At 47.1% G+C, this 26,495-nt stretch carries 21 protein-coding genes; 10 read left to right on the top strand and 11 right to left on the bottom strand.

Annotated elements, in window-relative coordinates; translation table 11 throughout:
• Nucleotides 1-56: 56 nt before the first annotated feature.
• From uvrA to OXH39_12465, 3 genes are all read right to left on the bottom strand, one after another.
• Nucleotides 57-2,927 carry an excinuclease ABC subunit UvrA gene (gene uvrA / locus OXH39_12455; protein ID MCY3551263.1) on the bottom strand — a complete coding sequence of 957 codons (2,871 nt, stop codon included), beginning with the start codon at nucleotides 2,925-2,927 and terminating at the stop codon, nucleotides 57-59.
• Nucleotides 2,928-2,989: 62 nt separating this feature from the next.
• Entirely contained in the window at nucleotides 2,990-4,915 is a 1,926-nt protein-coding gene (locus OXH39_12460; protein ID MCY3551264.1) for a hypothetical protein, read from the bottom strand.
• Nucleotides 4,916-5,000: 85 nt separating this feature from the next.
• Nucleotides 5,001-5,759 (bottom strand): HEPN domain-containing protein, encoded by a 759-nt coding sequence (locus OXH39_12465; protein ID MCY3551265.1) that lies wholly within the window; start codon nucleotides 5,757-5,759, stop codon nucleotides 5,001-5,003.
• A gap of 320 nt (nucleotides 5,760-6,079) precedes the next feature.
• On the opposite strand from OXH39_12465, the gene OXH39_12470 reads away from it, so the two are divergent.
• The 10 genes from OXH39_12470 to OXH39_12515 all read left to right on the top strand — a co-directional run bounded on the left by OXH39_12470 (nucleotide 6,080) and on the right by OXH39_12515 (nucleotide 15,890).
• Nucleotides 6,080-6,556: a VOC family protein gene (locus tag OXH39_12470; protein ID MCY3551266.1), complete on the top strand. Its 477-nt coding sequence runs from the start codon at nucleotides 6,080-6,082 to the stop codon at nucleotides 6,554-6,556.
• Between the two features lie 102 nt (nucleotides 6,557-6,658).
• On the top strand, nucleotides 6,659-7,372 hold the full coding sequence (locus tag OXH39_12475; protein ID MCY3551267.1) for a discoidin domain-containing protein: 714 nt from the start codon (nucleotides 6,659-6,661) through the stop codon (nucleotides 7,370-7,372).
• 75 nt (nucleotides 7,373-7,447) lie between these two features.
• Nucleotides 7,448-8,275 carry a hypothetical protein gene (locus tag OXH39_12480; protein ID MCY3551268.1) on the top strand — a complete coding sequence of 276 codons (828 nt, stop codon included), beginning with the start codon at nucleotides 7,448-7,450 and terminating at the stop codon, nucleotides 8,273-8,275.
• Between the two features lie 36 nt (nucleotides 8,276-8,311).
• Entirely contained in the window at nucleotides 8,312-9,319 is a 1,008-nt protein-coding gene (locus OXH39_12485; GenBank protein ID MCY3551269.1) for a Gfo/Idh/MocA family oxidoreductase, read from the top strand.
• Nucleotides 9,320-9,474: 155 nt separating this feature from the next.
• A complete protein-coding gene (locus OXH39_12490) occupies nucleotides 9,475-9,768 on the top strand; it encodes an ArsC family (seleno)protein (GenBank protein ID MCY3551270.1) in 294 nt (97 codons plus the stop codon).
• 21 nt (nucleotides 9,769-9,789) lie between these two features.
• Nucleotides 9,790-10,554, top strand: a complete 765-nt coding sequence (locus tag OXH39_12495; GenBank protein ID MCY3551271.1) for an NAD(P)-dependent oxidoreductase — start codon at nucleotides 9,790-9,792, stop codon at nucleotides 10,552-10,554.
• Nucleotides 10,555-10,561: 7 nt separating this feature from the next.
• A complete protein-coding gene (locus OXH39_12500; protein ID MCY3551272.1) occupies nucleotides 10,562-11,992 on the top strand; it encodes a site-specific DNA-methyltransferase in 1,431 nt (476 codons plus the stop codon).
• 965 nt (nucleotides 11,993-12,957) lie between these two features.
• A complete protein-coding gene (locus OXH39_12505) occupies nucleotides 12,958-14,394 on the top strand; it encodes a site-specific DNA-methyltransferase (protein MCY3551273.1) in 1,437 nt (478 codons plus the stop codon).
• A gap of 14 nt (nucleotides 14,395-14,408) precedes the next feature.
• On the top strand, nucleotides 14,409-15,089 hold the full coding sequence (locus tag OXH39_12510; GenBank protein MCY3551274.1) for a hypothetical protein: 681 nt from the start codon (nucleotides 14,409-14,411) through the stop codon (nucleotides 15,087-15,089).
• A 117-nt stretch (nucleotides 15,090-15,206) separates the two neighbouring features.
• The gene (locus OXH39_12515; protein ID MCY3551275.1) at nucleotides 15,207-15,890 is read left to right on the top strand and encodes a type I restriction enzyme HsdR N-terminal domain-containing protein; all 684 of its coding nucleotides are present in this window, start codon (nucleotides 15,207-15,209) and stop codon (nucleotides 15,888-15,890) included.
• A 58-nt stretch (nucleotides 15,891-15,948) separates the two neighbouring features.
• On the opposite strand, the gene OXH39_12520 is transcribed toward OXH39_12515, so the two are convergent.
• From OXH39_12520 to ftsA, 8 genes are all read right to left on the bottom strand, one after another.
• Nucleotides 15,949-16,329 carry a hypothetical protein gene (locus tag OXH39_12520; protein MCY3551276.1) on the bottom strand — a complete coding sequence of 127 codons (381 nt, stop codon included), beginning with the start codon at nucleotides 16,327-16,329 and terminating at the stop codon, nucleotides 15,949-15,951.
• A gap of 106 nt (nucleotides 16,330-16,435) precedes the next feature.
• The gene (locus tag OXH39_12525; GenBank protein ID MCY3551277.1) at nucleotides 16,436-17,878 is read right to left on the bottom strand and encodes an AAA family ATPase; all 1,443 of its coding nucleotides are present in this window, start codon (nucleotides 17,876-17,878) and stop codon (nucleotides 16,436-16,438) included.
• Nucleotides 17,879-17,973: 95 nt separating this feature from the next.
• On the bottom strand, nucleotides 17,974-19,671 hold the full coding sequence (locus OXH39_12530; protein MCY3551278.1) for a CRTAC1 family protein: 1,698 nt from the start codon (nucleotides 19,669-19,671) through the stop codon (nucleotides 17,974-17,976).
• Nucleotides 19,668-20,813 carry a tetratricopeptide repeat protein gene (locus OXH39_12535; protein ID MCY3551279.1) on the bottom strand — a complete coding sequence of 382 codons (1,146 nt, stop codon included), beginning with the start codon at nucleotides 20,811-20,813 and terminating at the stop codon, nucleotides 19,668-19,670. The genes OXH39_12530 and OXH39_12535 overlap by 4 nt, the downstream gene beginning before the upstream one ends.
• 60 nt (nucleotides 20,814-20,873) lie before the next feature.
• Entirely contained in the window at nucleotides 20,874-21,638 is a 765-nt protein-coding gene (locus OXH39_12540; protein MCY3551280.1) for a LamG domain-containing protein, read from the bottom strand.
• 161 nt (nucleotides 21,639-21,799) lie between these two features.
• Entirely contained in the window at nucleotides 21,800-23,524 is a 1,725-nt protein-coding gene (locus OXH39_12545; GenBank protein ID MCY3551281.1) for a radical SAM protein, read from the bottom strand.
• Between the two features lie 167 nt (nucleotides 23,525-23,691).
• Nucleotides 23,692-24,990: a cell division protein FtsZ gene (gene ftsZ / locus OXH39_12550; GenBank protein MCY3551282.1), complete on the bottom strand. Its 1,299-nt coding sequence runs from the start codon at nucleotides 24,988-24,990 to the stop codon at nucleotides 23,692-23,694.
• 197 nt (nucleotides 24,991-25,187) lie between these two features.
• On the bottom strand, nucleotides 25,188-26,414 hold the full coding sequence (ftsA, locus tag OXH39_12555) for a cell division protein FtsA (GenBank protein ID MCY3551283.1): 1,227 nt from the start codon (nucleotides 26,412-26,414) through the stop codon (nucleotides 25,188-25,190).
• Between the last annotated feature and the right edge of the window lie 81 nt (nucleotides 26,415-26,495).

Below are 26,495 nucleotides of genomic sequence, written 5' to 3' on the forward strand. Positions count from 1 at the left end.
TGAAGGATACCCAGTATCCTGACTTTTGGCAACTATTATTTATGAAACACCCTCACTTAAATGAGATATTCCTTCAAAAATTTCCCTGTGAAGGAGGCTTCGACTTTGGCAACCTCCTCAGGTGTACCGTGTGCTAAAACCTCTCCCCCCTTATGTCCACCCTCTGGACCGAGATCAATAACGTAATCAGCAGTTTTAATTACGTCAAGATGATGCTCAATCACAAGCACAGTATGTCCATTGTCGACAAGGCGGTTGAGGCTGTCCAAAAGTTTCTGCACATCCGCGAGGTGAAGTCCTGTCGTCGGTTCATCTAAAATATACAGGTTACGCTTCCCGCGTTTGAGTTTACCGAGTTCGCTTGCCAACTTTATCCGCTGTGCTTCACCACCGGAGAGGATCGTGGCGGGGTGCCCAATTTGGAGATACCCCATACCGAGCTGATGCAGCACACTCAACTTATGATGAATCAACCGTTGGTCGGCGAAGAAGTCAACGCCTTCCTCAATCGACATATTAAGAATCTCGGAGATATTCCTCCCGTTGTAGGTAACGTCAAGCGTATCCTCATTATAGCGCGCACCCTTACAAGTCGGACAGACAACTTCAACATCGGGCATAAAATGGAGCTGCGTGGTGATCGTACCTTCACCGTGGCACTCTTCACACCTTCCACCTTTGACGTTGAAACTGAACCGAGAAGCAGTATAACCCCTCGCAAGCGCGAGTGGAGTGCTGGCGAAAAGTTTGCGGATATTATCGTAAAACTTGATGTAGGTCGCCGGGTTTGAACGCGGTGAACGTCCTATGGGCGACTGATCAATGCTGATAACATCGTTTATGTGCTCGTGCCCTTCCAGTTCGTCGTGTGCACCGTAGAGTGTCCTGCTGTCGTGATAGAGAGCGTAAAGCCGCTTGTAGAGAATTTCATTGACGAGCGTACTCTTACCAGAACCAGATGCCCCCGTAACGCAGATAAATACGCCGAGCGGGATATCAACGTCAATGCTTCTCAGATTGTTTTCTTTGGCACCCGTAATGCTCAGGAACGTCCCATTCAAGTCGCGACGCTGTTTTGGGAGAGGAATCTCCCGCCTCCCACTCATGTAAAGTCCTGTCAAAGATTCGGGACACTCAAGAACCGTCTCAAGTTCACCTTGGACGACGACATGTCCACCGTGAATACCCGGCCCCGGTCCGAGTTCGATAACATGGTCGGCGGAGCGAATTGTGCTTTCATCGTGTTCAACAACAATAACGGTGTTGCCGATGTCTCGCAACTTTCGCAAGGTCTCTATCATCTTGACGTTGTCTTTCGGATGTAAGCCGATACTCGGTTCATCAAGCACATAAAGCATGCCCATCAACCCCGACCCAATCTGTGTGGACAGCCGAATACGCTGCGATTCGCCACCGGAGAGCGTCGCGGAACGACGATTGAGATTCAGATAATCCAGTCCGATACCGAGGAGTAGGTTAATCCGAGTGACGAGTTCTTTGATGACACGGCTGCCTGCCTCACGTTGCTTTTCTGACATATCCGTGATCGTTAGCAAGAAATCCCGTAACTCTTCAAAGTGCAGCTCGCCGACCTCGTGAATCGTTTGACCCTCAACAGTAACGAGAAGCCGCTGACGTTTCAGTTTGGCACCGTTGCAATCCGGACACGTGCGCTCTACCATTACCTTTCGGAGATATTCCTCCATTCCAGAATGCGCCTCCCCCTGCTTTCGATAGCGACGATAGTGCCTGTCAATGCGGGTGATGATCCCGTCAAAACGGATGTTCCGACCGAGATGGCGTCTCTCAATCGGTTGTGCACCTTCCGGCTGTTTAATAGGGAATTCTTCGCCGTGTGTCCCGTGATAGAGAATATCAATAACTTCTTCTGGAAGGTCAGCAAAAGGCGTGTTTAGATCGAACTTGTAATGTGCAGCGAGACTGTACATTGTTCTACCATCCCATCTATCTGGATCGTAGTTAAACGCTTGATGGACAAACGCGCCTTCAGCGATACTCCGCGTCTTATCAGGGACAAGTAGGTTCGGATGCACCTGCAAGTAGGTACCGAGACCAGAGCAGGTCACACACGCACCAGTTGGTTCATTAAAGGTAAAATGATGCGGTCCCAAATCAGCCATGAGCACACCGTGCTTGGGACAGCCAAAATCCTCTAATCGCTCTATTGCGTTAGCCTCGGCATCTTCTGGAAACTCCGCTTCAAAACGCATGAAGCCTTCACCTACAAGCATTGCATGTTCAAGAGAGGCAAGCACCTGCCTGTCAATTTCCTTCTTGACAAAGAATTTGTCAACGATAACCTGAAGGTCATATTCCTGCTCCGGATCAAGCTCAATTTCCTCACTGATGTCGTGTTCAATACCGTCAATCCTGACATGCCTACACCCCTTTGTACGGATGTCATCGAAAAGGTAGTCATAATCCTCGCCGTAAATTTTGAAGACAGGTGCGTGAATCTCGACCTCGGTGCCCTCCGGCAGTGAGAGCAGCCGTTCTAAAATCTGATGATGCGAACGGATAGGGATTTCACCCCCACAGTAAGGACAGTGCGCGATACCGATAGTTGCGAAAAGCATACGCAGGTAGTCCTGCAAATCGGTCATCGTGCCGACGGTGGAGCGCGGGTTCATGGTAATCGTTTTTTGTTCAATAGAAACAACAGGGGACAATCCATCAATGAAATCAACATCAGGTTTTTTAAGTTGCGTGATAAAGCGTTTCGCGTAGGTAGACATCGATTCTAAAAATCGGCGTTGTCCTTCAGCATAGACAGTGTCAAATGCCAACGACGATTTGCCAGAACCACTGATACCGGTAACAACAACGAGTTGGTCTCGCGGAATCTCAAGTTCAATGTTTTGTAGATTATTTTCTCGCGCGCCTTTAACAGCGACAGACTGTCTCATAAAAGCCTCCCACAATGAAGTTTAAAATTTGATGGAATAATGCGGATTGTTTGCTCTTTGAATTACAGAAACGGATTATTTACATCGTAATAATATGCGGGTTCCTCTACAGAAACCTTGCTATCCTTCGTCAGGCGGATAGGGGCAGAGAATTGTTCAATAACCTCCTTCTGCGCAAGCCATTCGCACGCCAAGCCAAAGTCAAGATTGCGCTTGCCGAAATGTGTATAGATGTCGGTTATCGTCCGCTCATCGCCTGACTCCTCCAAGAAGTCAAGTAACGGTTTGAACAGTATTTGCAGATTATCCTCTAAATATCCATCAACCTGTTCAAGAACATCGCGAAGCATTGCTTCATCTTTTTCCTTGTCTATCAGATCTGTAAAAACGACTTTAAAAAAGGATGGGTTGTGTTTAAGTGCTTGATAGATAACCTTCCGCTTCGGCGTTTCACCGTGCATGAGGACTTCAATACGTGCCAATTCCCTCACAAGATACGTCAGATAGAGAAATGTATAATCAACATCGCGCTTAACGTAGAACCATTTTTCGGCTTTTACGATTATGGCTGTCGCGATGGCTGCAGTATTGAAAAGTTGCGAATGTTTATCCCGTTCACCCACATGTAGATCGACGCTATCTCCCACGCGAAAATTAGCTTCACCATCTACAGAAAAAAGACTGTCTTTTGAGAACAGAACGCGACTTTCCGCGAGGATTGAATGGATTGCGCTGCCCTGCGGTGCCCTATCTAACAACTTTCTATAGTCGCCACGGGTATGAAGGGCAATCCGGATCGGTATACCCTTTTCAATTAACTGATATCCCTTCCGCTTGAATTTTGTGCCATCTCGGAGAATCAGTGTAATTTCAGGAGCCGTCTTCTCCCAGACGTTATTTTCAGCGAGATCGCTGTTAAGGATCGCAGCAAGAATGTATCGGTCATCCCTGAGCGTTTCCGTTAAACTCTCGACTGCACTATGAATCTGCGCGTGGATATCGTCTTTCAGTTGTGCCTGTTCGTGTTTGGGTTTGGTGCCATCGTAATAGTAAGCGGGTTCCTCCACAGAAATTTGGCTTTTCGCCGTGAGTTTCATCGGCAGTGCGACCTGTCTGATAACGCCTTTCCACGCCAACCATTGGCACACCAGATCCAGCGATTCTTCATCAAATTCGGAGTCACCACGCTTGCCATGTGCACTGCGTCCCAAGTCGGCGTTCAATTCAGTATTCGCGCGTGGTGCTTTCTGCTCAATAAGGTAATCAAGAATTGGTTGGAAGATAAACTGTCGCTCATCAAGATAGGCGTTAATTGCATCCAGCGTATCCTGAATGACTGCCTCACTCTTTTCACAGTTCATCAGATCTGTATAGACACGGTTAAAGAAATCGGGATTGTAACGGAGTGCAGGTTGAATAACCTCTCGCACTGGAACTTCATTGTTCAAAAGCACTTCAATCCTTGCTAATCCCTGCACCACCTCCAAGATCGAAAGAAAAGAGATCAGGCAATCTTTATTGACGTAAAACTGCTTCTCAGCATAGATGAGACTTGGTAGCGTACTGGCAACGACATCAAGGAGCTGGAACTGTTTATCGCGTTCGCCGATGTTGTTGCGATTCGCGTTCTTATCATACCACTCCTGAATGGAGGCATCGCGTGAAAAGAGGAGTGTACTATGCGAGAAATAGGAGTGCATGAAGGAACCCTGTTGCGCGCCTTCTATTGCCCGCTTAAAAGAATTACGCGGCGTTACATTGGCGTGGATGTTCACACCGTTTTCGACGAGCGAGAAGAAAGACTGCGTCGGACGAACCGCATCTCTACCGATGAGCTCCATATCCAAATCCGATTTTTCCCAGACCTGTGCATAAGAGAAACTGCCCGCGACAATAGCGGCAAGGATATACGGATCCTTCTGAACCTTTTCGACGAGCGCATCCACGGCTTCGCGATACTGCTGTTCAATAGCGTCTTGAGATTGCATAAATGATTTCCTTATAGGCATGCCTATATACTGGCTTGGCAATTAAGGGTGAAAGCGTCTACAGAAACTTTCGGTAGGTTCTCGTTCAACCTGTATCATCTGAAATATCAAGTGGGAGTTTTAACTGCTGGCGAACGGCTTGACGCACCTTAGCACAGATATGCATCGCATGCGACGCATTGTCTATCGTCGCTGAATCCCCGGGATAGCGAATCGCCACTGCATGTTTAGCAAGTGTCGAAAAGTCAGACTCCCAAGTGTGCCATATAGGAAAAGTTGGAACAATTAACTGTAGCAATTCTTTTAGATCGTGAGTCCTTGGAACGGGGATATCCGCTTCTTGCAGCCATGCCTTGAGATACTTTTCGATACACTGTTGGGCATGAAAGCAGATACTGTTATACATTGGCTTCTGTTCTCGCTGAATCAACAGAACTATAGCATAATCTTCTTCAGCCTTTTCTATCCATTCCAGAGTCAACGAATTCATAGTGCCTCTCTCTTTTTTCGGTGGTGCCATGAAAAAATTAGCGGACTCATAAAGGATCTCACCTTTTTCAGTAATCTCACGGAGAAACCAGTCGTTATGTGAGAGGCGATACGCAATATCTTCGGGTGAACGTACTAATAAATCTACGTTGAAGTGGGGACGAATACGCTGCGAGATTTCTATCGCTTGTTTGCTGGTTTCCGATTTCGTTACAGGCATTACTACCAACAAATCGACATCCGAGCTTTCAGTCGGGGTGCCATACGCGTAGGAACCAAACAGGATCACTTGCAGGGGTGCGAATTCGCGCACGATATCATCACATGTCGCTTGAATAGCTTGTCGGGTAACCATGCTTGCTCCGATAGACAGTGATTTCAACGTTCAAATGTTTAGAACTTGTTAGGTAGCAACACATATTAATTATACTATAAATCTGTTAAGAATGCAAGTAAATTTCATCAAATAATTCTGTAGAATTTTCACCCATTGCCATGGTAAGATCTACCAATTTTTTCTTGCTGTAAATCAGAAAAAACTTGACATAAGCAAGGATATAGGATAACATCTGTCATTACAGAAAATACGTTGACATTCCAAAGAGGGTTTCGATCCTCGCTCCGCCAGCAAGGTTTCTAACCCCACCTATATCTTTTTATTGAGGAGAGAGAAAGATGTTAGCTGTTAAAGAACTTGGCCACGTTGGACTCTACTGCACGGATGTACAAAAATCCCAAGATTTCTATACACGCATTCTTGGTCTCACTGTCACCGATGCACATCCGGAAGGGCACATTATCTTTCTGAGTGCGCAGCCGGAATCAGAACACCACGAATTGGCGTTGTGCCCCGGCAGGGATGCTCCACCGGGTGCAAAGGTTGTGCAACAAGTCTCGTTTATCGTCAACGATCTTGCGGATTTAAAGCAATTCCACGCGCGCGTCAAGGAAGAAGGGGTACGGATTCGGAGTGTGGTGAACCACGGTATCTCTCTCGCGATCTACTTCTACGATCCAGATGAGAATGTCGTTGAGGTCTACGCCAAAACCCCGTACAAGATCCCGCAACCATTCTCAGAGGACGTAGACCTGGATCTGGACGACGAGGCGTTAATGAAAATCGCCGAGACCGGCACACCCACAACAGGCTGAAAACACTTACCTATCCCAAAGGCACTCCGTCTTCCTTGCAACAATTTTCTACGCGTGTTAATATATACATCAAGTACTACCGCAAAAATGGAGGAATCTGCAATGAGATCGACAAAGTATTGGTGGTTTGTAATCTTGGCGATGCTAATAAGCATGCCCCTCGTCTTCGCAGTCCACGATGAAGATAAGGGACCCGAAAAATTTGGGCGCTACGAATTTAAAGAGCAGGACATCAAAGCGGCAACGGATGAATGTGATGCTGGAGGCAAACCGGGTCCCGAATTTGTGCCAACAGTTCGGGATAAAGAACCCAACTTGGCACTCCTCAAAGATGCGAAACCGGAAGCTTCCTCGCAGCTGGAGGGCTGGTGTCCCCGCAGACACTGTATTGAATATCTCAACGACGGTTTTTACAACAACTGCCGAAGCTGGATTATTGGTACAATACCCGGCTGGGCGCAAATCGACATGGGCGAAGTCGCCAATGTGAACCGTATCTATTTCGCGAGCGATCATTCACAAGGTTTTCTCGACCGGACAACCGCTGATTTCGATATTCTCGTCGCCACGACTAAAGCGGATGCAAACTCCGATGCGAACACATGGACAAAGGTCTATACGCACAAGGGCGACCCAGTTAGTAAAACCACCGAATTTACCTTTAAGGATGTAGAAGCACGGTGGTTACGACTCCATATTCGCACGAATGGTGGCGCGCGTGTCGATGAAATCGAAATTTACGGTGGTAGAGATCCAATGGATGTCGAACCGCAAGAGAAATTTACTACGACATGGGCAAGGCTAAAAACAGAGTAATATTGCTGTTTGTAGGCGAAGTTTAAAACCTCGCCTACAATAAACAAGATAGACCTTATAAATAACGAAGAAAAAATGCAATATGCCGGTATGAAAGCTCCTACATGGCAGCTAACACTCATTGTTATACTGACGCTGTGTGCCAGCATCGGTTATGCAGATATTCTATTTCAGGATGACTTTGAGAGGAAAAACGCACGTCTTCGGCGAGTCATTGATGAAAGCAAATGGATGGTCATACCGAGTTGGGAACTCAGTGACAACGAGGATAACCACGAGGTTTTAGGCAGAAAGGTACTTGATATCTGGGGGCATGGTGCTGGATTAAGTGTCGCTGAGTTTCCAGAAGAATTTGATTTCTACGCCGATTTCAAGACGATGGAAGGAACTGTTTCCGGGAGTGTAGCACGTTTTGTCTTTCACGCACAAGAAGGCGAATTGAACCCAATCCGCCTTATTCAGGCAAACGGCATTTATAACTATTACTCGGCATCAATCGCGACGGAAGGTGCCAAATATTCACCCCAACATATCCGTTGGGGGCGCCATTTCGCGCGTGAAAGAGTTTGGCGAGTTTGGAATGTTCCATTTGCAGACAAACAGAATCGGAAACGAGACGTTTGGTACCGAGTGAAGTTCGAGGTCCGGGCGAATCATCAATTTCATGCATACTTAGGTGAAGTCGGCGCGGCCCCTAATGAACTCATTTTCGTGGGGACATGGACCGATCATCAAAAGCAGTTCGCGCGCGGAAAGATCGGCTTCTCAATGGGAGGGAATATTAGATGGGGCTGGGGCGAACGCGCCCAATTTGATAATATACTGGTGACAACACCGGGATTTCTCTCTGTTGCCCCGAAAGGGAAATTACCTCTAACATGGGGTGAACTAAAGCAGGAATGATAAACTCGCCGTAACGTGGGGAGACCTCAAAATACAATGAACTCTCAAAAACCATTGACAATTGGCATCATCGGTTCTGGCAATATGGGCAGACATCATCTCAGAGTGATAACCGAGTACGGCGCGAGCGTCGTTGCCGTCCATGACGTGCAATCTGAGGCAGCACGCGAACTCGCAACGCATGCGGATGGAGCACTTGCCACTACTGATTTAGATGCTTTTTTCGATGTAGATATGGACGGGGTAGTTATCACAACACCACCGCCTGTCCGCCTTGTACCTATCCAGATGGCATGCGATCGTGGCATATCTGTGATGGTCGAGAAACCTCCTGCCCTAAATATGGTTGAAGGTAGAAAATGCCTTGCATCTATTGAGAAAGCAGGCATCATCGCTGCTGTGGGATTTCAACTCCGTTATCATCCGCTCTATGAACAGTTGAAGGCGTTAATCGCTTCGGAGACGGTGCATCTCGTCCGAACGGTCTGCACCGTCAATTATTACCTCAGTTTCAGGATGTCGCCATGGTTCCTGCAGTATGAGATAAGCGGTGGTCCCTTGCCGGAACAAGCGGTGCATGTCTTGGATTGTGCTCGGTTTGTCATCGGGAATCCGAAACCGGTGCAGGCACATGCCTTAGCGATTAAAAATATGGCACTGGAACGGACCGAATTCGATGCTGAAAATGCCATCCAAATGACCTATCAACTGGATAACGGGGTTTTCGGAACACACATGAATCACTGTGGGACCGAAAATTTTAGTTTTGAAGTTGAAGTCGTCGGACCACATTTGCGACTACACGCAAACATGACAGAAAATGTCATTCGTGGATACCTTAACGGCGAAACTATCAATGAACCGGCAGTCTCCGAAAACAGTTTAGGTTTAGACAAAACCGGGGCATGGCTGCGCGCCATTGAAACAGGCGATAGGACACTCATCCGCTCACCTTTTGCTGATGGCGTACAGACGCTTGCCTTAATTGATGCCGCGGTCCAGAGCCGCGACACCGGTAGATTTATCCAAGTGAAGGACCTGTAAGGTAAAGTAGAAAAACGCGAAACTTGGAACGAAGTGGAAAGCGGATATACAGGAAAGCACTTGAAGTCTCCAATCCACTTCACCGAACCGCAAGGAAAAGTAAAAAAATGGTAGATTGGATCTATTTTCGGAATAGCTGAAACTCGTGCAAAAAAGTGCAAGAGTTTCTTGACACACACAACTTAGAAGTAGAAAACCGGACGGATGCGCGAAAAGAAGCAATGGATGCAGCAGCCGTATGGGATTTAATGAGCGGCGCGAAGCAGATCATCGTTGCAAAAGGAAGACGAATAGAAAACTTCGTGCCAACTGAAGACACACGCGAGTCAATTCTAAAAGTCGTGATCGGACGAAGTGGCAGCCTGCGTGCACCCACAGTGCAAAGTGGAGACGTTTTCCTCGTCGGCTTCAACGAAACGCTCTATGGTCCAGAAGCACCGTTCACTTAAATCACCCAAGGACGAAAACCGATGTCTATTGAAAAGATTCTGATCACGGGTGCCAGCGGATATCTGGCGCAATTTATCATCGACCAGCTGCACGGTGAATACCAACTCACGCTCACCGATCTCGTTGAACCCGATCGTGCGTTTGCTGATACGACTTTTATCAAGGCAGACGTGACAAACGCCTCCGAAATCGAAGCAGTGTGTGCAGGGCAGGATGCCGTTGTGCATCTCGTTGCCTTAGTCCGGGGACGCTCCGATAAGCCAGCTTCGCTATTCGCAGATGTTATGGTGAAAGGTACATGGAACGTAGCAGAAGCGTGCGTGAAACAAGGCGTTCAGAAACTGGTGAATATCTCCAGTATTTCAGCGTGCCCTCCTGCTCCGAGTGCAAAATTGCCGTACGAGGTGAGCGATGATTTCCAATTCGGCGCGGGAGATCTCTACTATGCACTGGCGAAATACCTCGGTGAGCAGATCGGGGCGGCGTATCATCAAGCACACGGGTTGGACGTGATTCATGTTCGCCCGGGAGTCATTGCCGGAGACGGACAGAATCCGGGTCCGTCAGCCCCTGACGTTGTAACGGATCCTTGGTTCGTTTACGTAGATCCGAGGGACGTTGCGCAGTGTGTTGCCCGTGCGATTGAGACAGAGACGGTAAGATACGGGTCGTACAACGCTGTCGCCGGACGTGCAGATTCCCGTTTTTCGTGGAAAGAGGCAGCAGCTGATTTAGGATATTCACCTGAGCATAACTGGCCAGAGATTCCCGACAGCGATGCGTAAGCACCTTATGACATCCGAAAAAAATGAAATCCAGCCAAAAACTGCGGAATTGCGTGCTGAAATCGCCGACCTTGACGCTGAACTTACTGAGGATTTTAAAGCACAATTCTCGGTAGCTCCATTCCTATCCCGCAAAATCGTCAGTTTTCAGGGAAATAAAGACAAACCCGCCTACAGTTGGTACAAATATAAGGAAGCCTTTTCAGCAAGCCTTGTTGAATATTTCCTCGGTAGTTACGACGGACAAATATCGGGAAAAGTCCTTGATCCATTTGCTGGAATAGGAACAACCCTGTTCGCGGCGAGTTCCCAAGGAATCGCCGCTGACGGTATAGAACTATTACCCATTGGTCAGGAGATTATCCGTGCCCGTCTCCTTTCAGAAAGAGAACTAACATCAAATGACTTCGCGACACTTGAACGCTGGATAACCTCTCTCCCGTGGAAAGAAGGCGCAGCAAGGGTGCCCTTCAGTACACTCCGGATCACAGAAAACGCCTATCCACCAGAAACAGTAGTGGCAATTGAACGGTACAGAGGTGCTCTTCAACAAGAAAACGAGGAAATTCAGGCAATCTTAAGGCTTGCTCTTTTGTGCATCTTAGAAAACATCAGCTACACTCGAAAAGATGGACAATATCTGCGCTGGGATGCGCGCTCAGGCAAGCAACGCCCTGGAACAAAGGCATTCAACAAAGGCGAAATTCTCGGCTTTGACGCTGCTATAACCGCTAAACTCAAAGAAATCTTATCGGATGTCCGCAATGCTGAAGTACCCGCAACACTTTTCCCTGTTAAGCACATCACGAAGGATATTCGGTTATTTGAAGGTTCATGTCTTGAAGTGTTACCGACCCTTGAAACAGCTGCCTATGGGGCAGTTATGACTTCACCCCCTTATTGCAACCGTTACGATTACACTCGGACTTATGCCCTTGAGCTCGCCATGTTAGGACTGACACAAGCAGATGTTTTGCGTTTACGACAGGAAATGCTCAGTTGTACAGTGGAAAATAGAGAAAAGGATTTGTTGAAAATCTGTCCGCAATGGAAACCCTTTATAGAAGCAGCGAACCAGCAGAAATTGCTACAAACCATATACACCTACCTTGAGCATGAAAAGATGTCTGGTCCCCTAAACAATAACGGTATCCCGAGAATGGTTCGCGGATATTTTTCCGAGATGGCGTGTGTCATCGGTGAATGTGCTCGCGTCTTAAAACCGAATGCTCGGCTTTTCATGGTAAACGACAATGTGCGTTATGCAGGCGTGAGCATTTCGGTAGACATGATCTTATCCGACATCGCGCGATCTCTCGGTTTTGAGGTAGAAAAAATTCTTGTAATGCCGGGGAAAAAGGGAAATAGCAGTCAACAAATGGGAGTGTATGGACGCGTGCCACTTCGGAAATGTGTGTATGTCTGGAGAAAGAGATAATGCCGTACCTTCGACATCTGTCCACAAGTGCCGACCTTTCATACTATTATAACGCAAGTTGCCACCTATTATAGGCATAGCACTCCGCTGGAGTGCTATCGCGTAAATACACCATTTTCTATAGACATATTGAAGAAATACCCAAGCAAAACCCTCCTACGGGGTGGGGAAAGAGACAAAAAAATCTGTCTGAAGTGTGCAAAATCTGTTAGTAGCAACTTGGGTTACTATTATAGAAAATTCAATATCATTTTTCAAAAATATAGAAAACAACGCAAAGAATTAGATTATCATAGAAAATTTTGTGTAGTTACTTGCCCCTAACATTTTTTCGGTTTTACCATACATCAAGAATCAACAGACCGGATGTACCGACTTTGTCATCGCCCCGATGACGGAGCCACGTCACATTCGTTTCTCTTGCCCAAGCACTCCCCGTACAGAGAAACACCAACCTTCAAACAGATATCAGAACAGTTTGAGATTTTACATCTTACGGAAAATTTTTATGCGGTTCTTGGTAGGTTTGTGCTATTGATTGATGCATTTTTGGCGTTGCGTCATTCAAAACATACATATTCATCAATCAATTTTAGCCATTTTTGTTGCACATATTTTGTATAGGTGTTAAAATATATATGACGTTAAAAAAATTCACGGTCTCGCGTGGGTTACGTCAGGGCAGCTTCCTAATTCATTAGGTGCGCCGCAGGTACTACCAATACCCGCGACGCTTCAGCACTGCCATAGTACTGGTATGACAGCGCTGGTTTCTATTGTATCACAGCGTACGTTTTGCGGGTGAGATTAATGGAAACCAGCACCCTATAGGGAAGGTTGCCGAATACCTTTCTATTCCCTCGCGATGCGCTTATCAGCGCACCCACCCCTATAGTCCTGTCATTTTTCTTAGACCGAGAGAAAAGGGGTTCCTTTACTCTCATGTTGCAGTCTGCGAGAGGACTATGAACACTCCATTTGCAAACACGCTCTATTACGGCGATTGCCTTGATATTATGGCAGGCTTCCCCGACAGCTATATCGACCTGATCTGCCTCGATCCGCCGTTTAACTCGAACGAGAAATACAACAAGGTTTTTAAGAACTCCGGACTCCTCATTGATCCACAAATCAAAGCGTTTGATGATGTCTGGCTTTGGGATGACACGTCTGCAGAACGCGTCGCGCGTGTCAAGAACGCTGTTGCTAACCCCGCATCAAAAGTGATTGCTGGATTTGAAGGGTTCATTCCGCGGAGTAAGATGCTTTCTTATACCTCCTACATGGCAGAACGCCTCTTTATGATGCACCGTATCTTGAAGGATACGGGGAGCATTTACCTGCACTGTGACCCCTACGCCAGCCACTACCTGAAACTCGTGATGGATGCGATTTTCGGTGAGAACAACTTTCGGAATGAGATTGTTTGGTCATACCGTTCTGGTGGCGTAAGTAAAAATTGGTTTGGAAGAAAACATGATATTATTCTTTTTTATAGTAAAGATTCGCGGAATGTGCATACCTTTCACGTTCAGAAGGAACGTTCATACTCAGCAAATAATTTACCGCCAGGGTTTAAGGGTATAGAAAAATATAAAGATGAATATGGACGCTGGTATACAATGGCATCCATGCGTGATGTTTGGGAGATAGACATGGTAGGAAGAACATCCAACGAACGCCTCGGTTATCCAACCCAAAAACCTCTTGCACTCTACGAACGCATCATCAAAGCGTCCTCTAACCCCGGCGATCTTGTGTTAGACCCGTTCGCGGGCTGTGGCACGACGATAGAGGCTGCGAAGAAAAACGGGAGGAATGTTATTGGTATAGACATCCTGCCCTTCGCACTCCGTTTGATAAACCGCTATCGCCTTGCAACAAACGGTATAACACCGCTTCCAATCGAAGGAGTACCTGTTGATATGGATACTGCTCATCAACTTGCCAAAACCGATCCGTTCAAGTTCCAGGACTGGACAATCTCACTCATAGACGGCTTGGCATCCAACCCACAGAAAGTTGGCGATGATGGTATTGATGGGTTTGGGATGTTCCTAAACAAGCCTGATAACATGGATCGCAAAGCGATTATCATTCAGGTCACAGGTGCCTCCGGCTCACAGAAGGCGAAGTTTGATAGACTTCACGCGAATATCCGAAACGAGAACGCCGCGATGGGCATCCTAATCACACTTGATACGCAAACTGCACAGCGCAATTGGAAACATACCTTAGACCCTATAAGGATGGGCGAAACCACTTATGCTCCTATACAGTGTTTCTCTATTGAGGAATACTACCGAAACAACGAGCGATGGGATCGGATATTGACCCTCCCTTCGCTGGCAAATCCGTGGACAGGGAAGCAGATACAGCAGAAGATTTTATTTGAGGCGTAATGGAGGGAATGTAGATGCGGATTGGAAGTGAATCTGATAGAGACATCATCAGACCGAAACATCAAATGGCAGTGCCGGGGCTCGGGGTTTTTATCGCCCCAAACGCTGCCGCTCGCCTATTTCAACTTCATGACTATACCCGTTGTCCGAACTTCCGAAAAAAACATGCTCCGATGGAGAGAATTCTCTATCCAATCCTACGTCCAAATGTCTATTATTCCCCGCGGATGTTTCACCTACACCAAGCGAGAAGATTTAAGAACGAGAAGCGGAAGGAAGGCACAGTTATAGAATATGAACTGAGGTCCGTCACTTTCCATATCTCCTCTGGTATAGGCGATAAATGGTGGAGACAAGAGGCGAAAGACGCATATCAAATCGTTTCAGACGCACTACCTGAATGGATAGGACTTGCCATTCACAGAGGACTCACACCTGAAAAAACACCGGGGAACCATTGGAGTATCTCTGATACCCAGATGGGTGCGAGTCTTATGGGAAATGTACTGCTACCCGTTTATGATAAAGATACACTTATCAAAATAGCGATTGCATCTGTACGAAAATGGACACATGAGGAATATCAGCAGAAAATCAAAGATTTCAGTGCCAGACTTAAAAATCTCAAATATATAGGTGAGAAACAACTCTCAAGTGATGAAAAAAATGGTAGAATTGTCTTCTCCTTAAATTGAGATGGACCCGTTCACGAAAGAGTGTTAACCGAAGCGTAAAGATGCAGGAAACCTTTGAAAGATATTGAACGCCATAACGCCTTCAAAGAGTCTCGCTTGGCAGGTTAGGTAGGGACAATGAAAGAAGCCATAGTTGAACAAGCAGTCAAAACCTATTTCGCTGATCAATTCCCGCAATTTTCAACAGCGCAGCAGTGTGAAGTCCAGTTCGGCACGCGACACGGCATCGCGGATGTTGTTCTGCATCAGCCCATCAGAGATGAAAGAGGATACTTTGTAGCGATTGCGGAGTGCAAGAGATTACCCCTCCCCATCCTACGGGCACAAGCGAGAGCACAATTGAAAAGTTATATGAGTGCTACGAACACACAGTATGGTGTTCTCGCTGTCGGCACGGATCCCCGGAATTGGGAGTTCTGCGAGAATAAGTATAACAATTGGTTCGCTGAGATCAATCGGGAAGATTTTGAACGGGGCATTAAGAACTGGGAACCTGTATCGGCAGCGGCTTTAGCCATAGACGGACGAGCAAAGCATAGAACTTCACACTGGTGGAAACGACTTGCACTGTTTTTAGGCGTTCTGTTTATTGTGAGTATCGCATCACTTTTGTTGCTGTGGCCCGATCCGCCAGAGCCAATCGTTTATATTACGAAGACAGGAAGGAAATACCATACCTATAATTGCAATTTTTTGGAGCACTACGCTGATAGAAAGTTTGCGATTTATTTGGATGAAGCCGAAAAGAATTATGACCCTTGTGGAATTTGTTCCCCGCATAGAACTGAAAAGTTAAGGTAATTCCCTAAGCAACCCCAAGGATCTCCACAGACCTCGATTTGTGTAAGTCTTGTTAAGATTAAAGATAACCTGCTTTGCACAGTAAGTTCGCGAGATTTCTTTCTTTACCACAACGCCCTATCAAAACCAAGACAGGTTTACCTTGAAAATTTACGGTAAATTGTCGTCTACTTCTCGGATTCGTCCGGTTAATACCCCGTCCATCGAACAAAACAGGCACATAGGCGGTTTTCCCACTTCCCTTCGGGTTTGGTACAAGGGTAGTGACAAATTTCAAAGTGTTTTCTAACTTTTCACGGACATCCGATTCCTTGGCTTTGCCACTTTTACGTTCAATTGAAGCGGCAACAAAGATGTTTTTATTACCGTAAAACAGTAGACAGTCGGCCCTTTTCCGGTTGTCTCCGCGTGCATCAAACTCTTCCTCTACATCTACCACAACCCGCTCCATGGGTATACCATCAAGGTGGACCGTACATCTTTCTCCACTGCATGAGTTAGTGAGGCTGTTTGGAAATACTTGCTCTCGAATGTAAGTAAGTCTTTTATTCAGATTCAACCGCATCCCTTCCTTTCGTTTCTTCAATTCTATTGTGGAGCCCTGCCGCACGGTTATAGAGATCCTCCGCTATATCCAAATGATCTTCCGGTTCTATACCTTCAATAAGGTCAAACGGGAGTTCTGTGACCGGCTTGTTTTTATGAAACCACCACGCACCGACCTCTTCCGCTTTCAGGTAGTCCTCTGATTCATTTGTGGACTCTCCGTGTTTTCGCAATTCGCCCTCGCGAATCAGGTTCCCAATTTGTTGGAGGAGCCAGTTGCTATGTGTCGTAATCATGACGCGAACACCCGCTCGGATCAAACGCGTAAGCGTCTGGGCGATTTTGGTTTGTGCTCCCGGATGTAGGTGAGATTCAGGTTCCTCAATGATAAGCAAGTCTCCCCGTCCAACGTGACTTTGCAGAAGGTAGACTAAAGGGGCCAGTTCGGATACCATTGCCGCGGAGTGGCTCATCCGCAGTGCCCCTTCTGCTTGATCTGGACGGTACAGAAATTCCGAATACGCTTCTGGCGTGGAGCGTTTAACCTCTATTTTCCCCTCCAGTAGTTCCGCCTCCAATTTTTCAGCGACGCGACGTATACTGCTTGGCGATGTGCTGATTTCCGTGTAACTGATGACCCACTCCAGAAAATCCGCTATCATTCCCGAAAATGTAGATACTTCAAGCCGATCTAAACCGATGCGCGTCGTCCGCTTGATGAGGGAAAGTTTGATCACACCGAGGCTTTGCATGATGCCGCTCCGAGCAGCAGGCAAGTAATATGAATCCGATTTTCGCCACCGCCGGGTGCTTAAAGTCTGAAATAGACGTTCAACATCGGATATTTCATTGAACTCAGTCTTACGCTTTGCGTCGAGGAGAATCATGTCTGGGTTGATATGTCCAGTTATCGCGGGATTGCTGGATCCAGTATCCCGCGCCTCAAAATTCCAACACATTTGATCTCGGTCGCGGACCGACAGTGAAATGTTCATTTCGTTGCTTCCGTTCCCAGTGAATCGAATTAACTTAGAAACAGATTCAAAGTCGAAACAGCGCTTGAGTTCGTCTGGAAAGTTTTCCTGATCTGCGAGTGTATACTCTAACATGTCGCACATCTTCTGAGGTAAATCGGAAAATTTGAACGGACATCCAGGCGTGTTTAACTTTTCGAGTATCTCTAACATTTCTTGCTCTAATGCCTCCCTCTGCCTTTGTGGGTAACGGTCTCGCGAACGGTAATCAAGACTGAAATAAGAAGCAGTAGAGCTTGCCCAAGGCAATTGTGGGACCCCCTCAAAATGTTTGTGTAATGCGTAAATAAGCGCGGCAAGATACGTCTTGCCGGTGTTGCTCTCACCGACGAATATAGTCAGTGGACGCAGATCTATTTCCGCCTTTTCTATTGGACCAAAGTTTTGGACGTTAATGTAGACATCCACTGTTTTTTCTCCCATTGGTAATGACTTTGAATCAAATCAATTATATGCTCATTTGCGATCAATTGCAAGGAAAAGCCAAAGTTCATTTTCTCCGTTTATTTTGTTTCCTGACCGTCTACAATCCCCTGTCCCTCTTTAACGCGAAGCATTTGATCTGACTTCAGGTTAGCAAACTGCTCTATAAGCCCGCTTTGCCAGTGAATTTCAAGAGTATCAACCTCTGCATTTTCCCCGAGTCCAAAGTGAACGCGGAGATCGCTTTGTGAGAGGTAACTCGCCCCACTCCGTACTTCTTTGGAAAGAGACAAATCACCGGCTTTCACAACTATCTTCGTACCAATACCGGATGCGTTGCTTCGAGTCCCAATAGGTTGGACTGTCAACCAGTGATTGCTATTACCCCCTTCATTTCGGAGAAGCGTTGCGGGTTGATTGGAGTTGTTGAGAAAAATATCAATATCCCCGTCATTGTCGTAATCTCCAAACGCTGCACCTCGACTAACTTTCTTCGGGAGTCGTGTCAGTCCTACCGCAGTAGACGCATCGGTAAAGTAATACGTGCCATCTTGCCTACGCACATTTCGGAAAATCAAGTCCGCCTGTGGATAGGTGCTCTCCGAAAAAAGCGAGATGTTCTCTTGAAGATGCCCATTCGCAACAAAGAGGTCAAGGAGACCATCGTTATTGTAATCAAAGAATTCGACTGCCCACTTAAAATATGGAAGTGTTACTGCTCCAATTCCTGAAACGAAAGAAACATCGGTAAAAAATGCAGCAGTGTCGTTTTGATAGAGAATCACAGGCAATGAAGAAGCATTACTAACAACAAGATCAAGAAAACCATCGTTATTGTAATCACCGAATGCGTTTCCCATCCCGCTTCCCGGAAAACCGTTCTCATCATAGCCTGTCCCGTTGAAATCGGCAGTCTCGGTAAAGGTGCCATCCCCGTTGTTATAGTAGAAGAGGTCTGCCTCCATATCGTTGGCAACGTGTAGGTCCGGTGTTCCATCGTTGTTATAGTCTCCGACTGCGACAGCAAGACCGAGGGCACGATGCGAAATCCCCACAGCCTCTGTAACATCCGTGAAAGTGCTATCTCCATTATTACGATAGAGGATGTCAGGTTCACTTACAAAGTGGCTGCCAGCAATCTGATCCGTCGGGCTGCAATATGTTCTGATACCCTTGGTCTCCCACCGCCGGTTCTCTGCAAGAGAAAATTTCATATAGTTGACTACGTATAGGTCAACATCCCCATCTAAATCGTAATCAAGGAAAGCACAACTCGTTCCCCAACGTTCATCACCGACCCCCGCCTTTTGTGTTACATCAGTAAAAGTGCCATCGCCATTGTTAGAATAGAGTCGGTTAGTTCCATAGTTAGTTACGTAAATTTCGGGGTATCCATCATTGTTGACATCGGCAGATGCACACCCAACCCCATAACCTATATCACCAACCCCCGCACTATCCGTAATATCGCTAAAAGTGCCGTTGCCGTTGTTCCGATAGAGTCTGTTTCGGGGGAGATGGGTTTGGACGTTTTTTTCGCTAACTGGCGGCGGGATATGCGTAGCGTTGACTACATAAAGGTCGAGGTGTCCATCAATATCAAAGTCAAAAAATAGAGCACCAGAACCGAGCGTCTCAATGAGAAATTTTTCGCCGGTTCTGCCATCAACATGTTGAAAAGTGATGCCCGCATCGGCAGTAGCGTCAACGAATTGAACTTCAGCAAAAGCGAACGTAGGCAAGGTGAGGAAGAGAACAATCCAGAAAAAGCATCTCATTTTTCCTGAGCATACCTTTCCTGTTTTTCACGCGCCTGTCGTGCTTCACTCTTCAAACCGAGGGTAGTGCAAATCTCGGCGAGCGTATCCCAATAATTCGCCTCAGTCGGGGCAAGACGGACAGCAGATCGCGCGTGGGAGAGTGCTTTATCTAAGTCTACCTTCAATTCCGCATAGCAGACAGCGACATTATTATGGGCAATCGCGAGTTTCGTATCAATAGCGAGTGCCTTCCGATAAGCCTCAATAGCGAAAGAGATTTCTCCCTGTTTATGGTAAGCATGCCCTAAGTTATAATGTGCGGTCGCCAAATCAGGGGTAAAAGAGATGGCACGTTTGTAACTCTCAATTGCATCTTTAAAGCGCTGGCGTGCAAGGTAAACAATCCCCAAATTGTTATAACCTCTTGCGTCATCCGGATGCTTTTTTACCCACATCTCGGCTTCCTTAAGGAGCGGATCCGTTTGGCGGAGGACTTTGAAGAACGCCATCGCTGCGGTGGCTTTCTCCTTTTCACCACGTTTGATATAAATTTGAGCGAGTTGGTAATGTGCCTCTGTGTTATCCACCTGAATTTCGATTACCCTTTCAACCGCGACGACTGCGTCATCAAAGCGTTCCTGTCTCGTATAGACCTTACCCAATCCGAGGATTGCACTGGTGTTTTTTGGATTGAGATGTCTGGCTTGCTTATAGGCACGCGCAGCCTGCTCTAAATCGTCCTGTTTCAAGTGAACTTCACCGAGTCCGACATAAGCATCCCCCCACTCTGCATCAACAGCAATAGCCTGTTTAAACGCCTCAGCGGCACGTGGAAGCGCACCTTTTTTGAGATAAACTAAGCCGATGTTATAATGCAGTTCAGCCGTCATAGGAGACAACTCAAGTGCTTTCTGATAAACATCAAGCGCAGCATCATATTCCTTCAGTTCGGAATATGCGACCCCGAGTTTGTTATAGATGATAGGGGAATTTGGATCAAGCGCAATGGCTTTCTTATATTCGGAGATAGCTCGCTCAAACTCTCCAATAGCGTGATAGGCAGTAGCATCTCTATAGTGCTTTTCAGCAGGTGAAGGATTAGATACAGCGATGCTTACAGAAATACTGAAAAGGATGAGAAGGGTAAGACATTTTAGCATACGCTTTGCCTCTGGTGTAAGGTAAGGGCGGCTTTTGTGCCGCCCTTATCAAGCGTATCTCTAATCGCGATCGGATTTAATACTACCCCAGGTTGTCGCGAGTTTCTCTGCTGGTTCCACGGGTAGGAAATCGCCAGTCATAATTTCTTCGATTTCCGCCGCAGTGAGGATCCTGTTGAAGACAAACACCTCGTCGATGATACCGGTGAAAAACTCTTCGCCGGGGTGGCGTGCCCCAACCATCATGGAGCCATCAATCTCAGCAACAGTTGGCGGTTTAGCTCCACCACCAGCCTTTTTCCCATCGTTGTAGATGACAACTTCGGATTTGGTGTCGTGGGTCACTGCGAGGTGCACCCAGTCATCGGGTTGAACGTCATCGCTAACCGCTTTTTGTGCCCAACCGGGGGCACTCGACCAGAAATAGGTTTTCTTGTCGCTATTTCTAAAAATTGATGCCCATTTCAAGGTACCGGCTGTCACCATGTAGTTCCACTCTCGAATTTGATCATCGTCACGTTTAACCCAGAAAGCGATAGAGAACTGTTCTGTTAACTGTAAAGTGTCGTTGATAGGCACCTTTACATGCTGTCCCTTCGTTCCGTCGAACTCTAACGCTTTGCCGAATTGCCCATCCACCGATTTTGGGTCCTTGATAAGTTCGCCATCATGACCATGCTCGGAACCATCTTCGGCATCACCTTCATCAAAAGAGAGATATAAAACAAGGGATTTGTCATCTAACCCCGCATACATAGGTGCTGTAAGGGTGAACAGGACGAATATCGCGACAAGCACCCCTATAAATTTTCTAAACTTTCGCACAGTGAATTCCTCCTTCTGAAGAATTGTCAGCAGTCGGTTGTCAGTTGTTGAACTTGTGGTAGCTCGCCTTGTTGTCCCTGCCACAGGGACGTTACTGAAGGCTGAAAGTTGATAACTAATATGCTGACAGCCGATAGTTTCCGATGGCTGACGGCTTCTTTTTAGCAAGCCCCACATTTTTTGCAAACGGTTGTATCACATTCGCTGGTCGTAAAACCTTTTTCGTGCTTATTGAACTCAAGTTGTAGAAATTGGGGTTTAACATTAAGATCAAGATGGTCCCACGGGTTGACTTCATGCAGTGGGCGTTGGCGTGTCGCGTAAAAGTGTGGAACTAATTCGTGCTTACGGAAGGCTTGATTCCACGGCACGCCGTGCGCAAGCTCAAGGATAACTTTTCCAAGCCGTCGGTCACCACGCGCGAAGACTGCCTCTTGGTGTGCAAGTCTCGCACTTGCTGAGCCGATTTTTATGCTACCAAGCTGGTTAATCTCACGTTTCAGAAAATCGAGTTTTCGGGAGATGGTTTTCGGGGGTTCCATCGCTACCCACTGGAAAGGTGTATGTGGTTTAGGCACCATCGGTGAGATGGTGAAACTGATACGAGCTATCCTCCCCGTTCGTTTGGCATGCGGCAGAAGAATAGTTCGCATCTCTTTTGCCATATCGACAATAGCCTCTACATCTTCGGGGGTTTCATGCGGGACACCGATAAGGAAATATAGACGAAGGTTGAGAATGTCCCGTTTCAACGCTTCCTCGAAAACGTGATAGAGACGTTCGCGCGGGATCGCCTTATTGACGACCTTTTGGAGTTCTTCAGTCGCCACTTCCGGGGCAATGGTAATCGTCCCTTGCTCGCTGTCTGCAAGCGCGTCCAACAAAGGGGCACGAACAGTTTCAGCACGGAGCGAGGCACAAGAGATTCGGAACCCACGTTCAACAAGACCCGTGGCGATCTCATCAATATGCGGATGGTCAGAGATAGAAGCACCTACGAGTCCGATTCTGTCTGTAATACCGCGTGCGCGCTCCGCAAGTGCGAGCGTGCTCTCTACAGATCGATGCCTCGGCCATCGGCGTGCATAATCAGCAACACAGAAACGGCACTGCCTACCGCATCCTCGTACAATTTCAATCAGATGTGCGTTTGAAAATTCAGTATTCGGTGTGTGGATGTGCGTGCAGGTCTCAACATCATCAAGTTTCGGAACAGCACCAGCACGAATCTGAGGTGGCATACCGGGCTTTGGAGAAACAGCATCAATAGTCCCATCATCGCGATAGGTTACATCGTAAAAACGGGGCACATAAAGCCCTGGAACAGTCGCAAGCACTTCAAGCAATTCACTTTTCGGCGCACCAGCCCGCTTCCACTCGTCAAAGTGCGCCATGAGTTGATGGATGACAAGCTCGGCTTCTCCGACGACAAAAACATCAACGAAATCAGCAATCGGTTCTGGATTGTAAGAAATATTAATGCCACCTGCAATAACAAGCGGATCCCATTCCGTGCGTGCTTCAGCAAGCGGCGGAATGTTCGCCAACTCTAACGTGCGAGGAATGTTTACATAATCCGACTCAAAGGAAACCGAAAACCCGATGATGTCAAATTGGTTCAATGCGGTCTGGGTCTCAAACGAGAAAAGTGCCTTTTTCTGGGCAGCAAGCTTCCGAAGATAGTCAAGTTCAGGCACAAAAACGCGCTCGCAACCAGTGTCCTCCCGACTGTTGAGAGTTGCGTACATTACCTGAACACCAAGACTTGACATACCCAAGGCGTACGTGCTCGGATAAACAAGCGCAAATCTGTTAGGTTTTCTGAAATTATTATGTGCGCCGCGTTCTTCACTGCACAGATGTTGGTAGTGCTGACGTAAGTCCAATGTTTACCTCAAACATAACAAAGCGCGTTTAGAAATCGCGCTTAAAAAATAATATAAGCGAAAAGCAAAAATACGATGCACGCCACATTGTCCTATCAAAACACAATGCGACGTTAGCCCGTTTAGGAATCCGAATCAAACGATAGGAGTTAATATAGAGATAATTCCTATTTGTCGTCTTTACCCCTTTTTTGAACACGCAGAAACGCTGGAATCTCCCAATCTGTTTCACGCTGCGGTGTACCTTGGTCCCTTCCGCGGGTAGGTTTACGTTGTCTGCCTTGAGGTTCCTGCTCCTGTTCCGCGGGGGGTGTGGTATCTTCCGCGCGCCTACGCCTTGGAACTGTGGATCTACCAGATGATGCTCCACCAACACCGGGCAATGACCTCCCAGAACCCGGAACACGCCGCTTAGGTGTAGCCGCTGGCTGTCTCTGATACGTATCCGCGTCATCATATCGCGCAGCACCTCTGTCAGCACCTCTGAATACCTCTTCCTCATTAGAATCAAAACCTGTCGCGATGACAGTTACAAGAACTTCATCTCCGGGCTCCATTTTATCCTTGTAAACAAGACCAAAGATAATTTGGGCATCAGGTGCGGTATCCTGAATAACCCCCATCGCTTCATCAAGTTCGTGCATCATGAAATCAGGGGGGGCAGTGATATTGACAATCATACCGACAGCTCCAGCGATGTCGGTCTGTTCAAGGAGGGGTGAACTAATCGCCTGTTCTGCAGCAATCGGTGCGCGATTATCACCTGTAGCACTCCCCATACCCATCAACGCGCTGCCTGCATCGCGCATAATAGATTCAACATCGGCAAAGTCAACGTTAATTTCGCCCGATTCCGTGACAATGTCGGATATGCTCTGAACCCCATGCAGAAGAATCTCATCTCCCTTACGAAATGCCTCCCGGATCGGAAGCTTCCTGTCCATAGTATCGATGAGACGCTGGTTTGGTACAACAATTACGGAATCCGCAGCTGCGCGGAGTTCTTCCAGTCCTGCTTCGGCGGCTGCGGCGCGACGTTGTCCCTCAAAGTTAAAAGGACGTGTCACGACACCGATGGTGAGTGCGTTGCGTTCTTTCGCTAACGCAGCAATGAGCGGCGCTGCGCCTGTACCGGTTCCACCACCCATACCAGCAGTGATGAAAACCATATTTGCGTTTTCTACAATAGTTTCGAGTTGTTCTCTGTCTTCCTCAGCAGCTTTTCTGCCAATCTCGGGATCCGCTCCAGAACCTAACCCCTCGGTAGTGTTATAGCCGATCTGGATTTGGGCAGCCCCAAGACAGGTCATAAGTGCTTGCTGGTCAGTGTTGACAGCATAAAATTCTATGCCAGTGAGTGCTGCTTGAATCATACGTTTTACAGCGTTTCCACCCGCTCCACCAACCCCAATGACTTTAATTTTCGCACGTACATTTTCAAATTCTTCCTGTTCAAATTGTATCATCTTGGATTTCAGTTACTATAACAAAAACACAGCAACCTAATTCCTCCCATCGTTGTAGCCTCAATCTCCAGACCGAGGTACTTTGATAACTTTCATCGGATTCGCTTTTTCACAGTAAATTATACGCTATTAGAGAAGTTATGTCAAATGTTCCCGCAAGTTTAGAGTAAATGCGATTTGCCCTATTAAGAACATACCTAATACCCGAACCACTCTTTAATACGCTGCAAGAACGACCCGAAGGCGTTGCTTCCATGGCGAGTGTTATGTTCACGCTCTTGCTGCCGCAAAGTCTCACCATAAAGAGCAAGCCCTATCCCGCCGGTGTACATCGGATGGTTGACTCGGTCAGTTAAGCCTTGTAATCCGCGCGGGTAACCGATCTGGACGCGCAATTGGAGCATAGCCTCGGCGAGTTCTTGCAAACCGTCCATAAGGGCAGTACCGCCAGTCAAAACAAGTCCACCCGGGAGTTGAATGTCACCCAATTCATCACCAATCACTTCTAAAATTTCAGCCATACGGTACTCAATAATTTGGGCGAGTTCAATTCGGTCAATGAAACGCGGGGGTGTTGAATCACCCGTAACTGGAATGGACCTTGTTTCATCAGGATCCACTAATTCTGTCCAAGCACAACCACGGTTAAGTTTCAGCTCCTCCGCTTCCGGAAGAGTGACTTTTAAGTACTGAGCAATATCGTTAGTTATGTGCTGGCCCCCGACAGGAATCACTGCTGTATGTTGGATAGAATCTTCTTTATAAACGATAATTTCAGTCGTCCCATCACCAATGTCAACAAGGGCGATGCCAACTTCACGTTCATCTCTTGAGATAGTGGCTTGTGTTGCAGCGAGAGGCGCAGCTACAAGGGTCTCAACTATCGGCACCCCCGCCTTTTCAATACTATTGAGCAGATTTTGAATAGCCGTTGTGCCACCTGTAATAATATAGGCATAAGCCTCAAGACGCGCACCGGACATGCCAATGGGTTCCCTAATACGACTTTGGGCATCAACAACAAAATTTTGTTCGATCACATGTAGAATTTCTCGGTCTGCGGGAATAGATATTGCTTTCGCTGCTAACATCGCTCGGTCAACATCATCCTGCGAAATCTCAGTATTTGCCACAGAGACAACACCGTGTGATGTTTGTCCAATTACATGTTCACCGGAAACACCGACGCAGACAGCGTCTATTTTTACGCCTGCCATCAACTCAGCACTCGAAATGGCTTTGCGGATCGCTTCAGCTGTCTGGTTGATGTCAACGACAACACCGCGGCGAAGCCCTTCGGAAGTAGCATGTCCAACGCCGATAATTCCTATTTTTTGGGCACTCCCGTGCAGAGTATTCCCAACAACTACTGAAATTTTGCTTGAACCGATATCAAGTCCCGCTATAATATTTTGTTTTGGCATTTAGATATTTTCACCCCCTCCGTCTTTGGTATCAAGGACATTCGGTAGGAGCAGAGACGTCGTTCCACAGTACCCACCGGT

This window comes from Candidatus Poribacteria bacterium (genome assembly GCA_026702755.1).
Classification (GTDB): Bacteria; Poribacteria; WGA-4E; order WGA-4E; family WGA-3G; genus WGA-3G.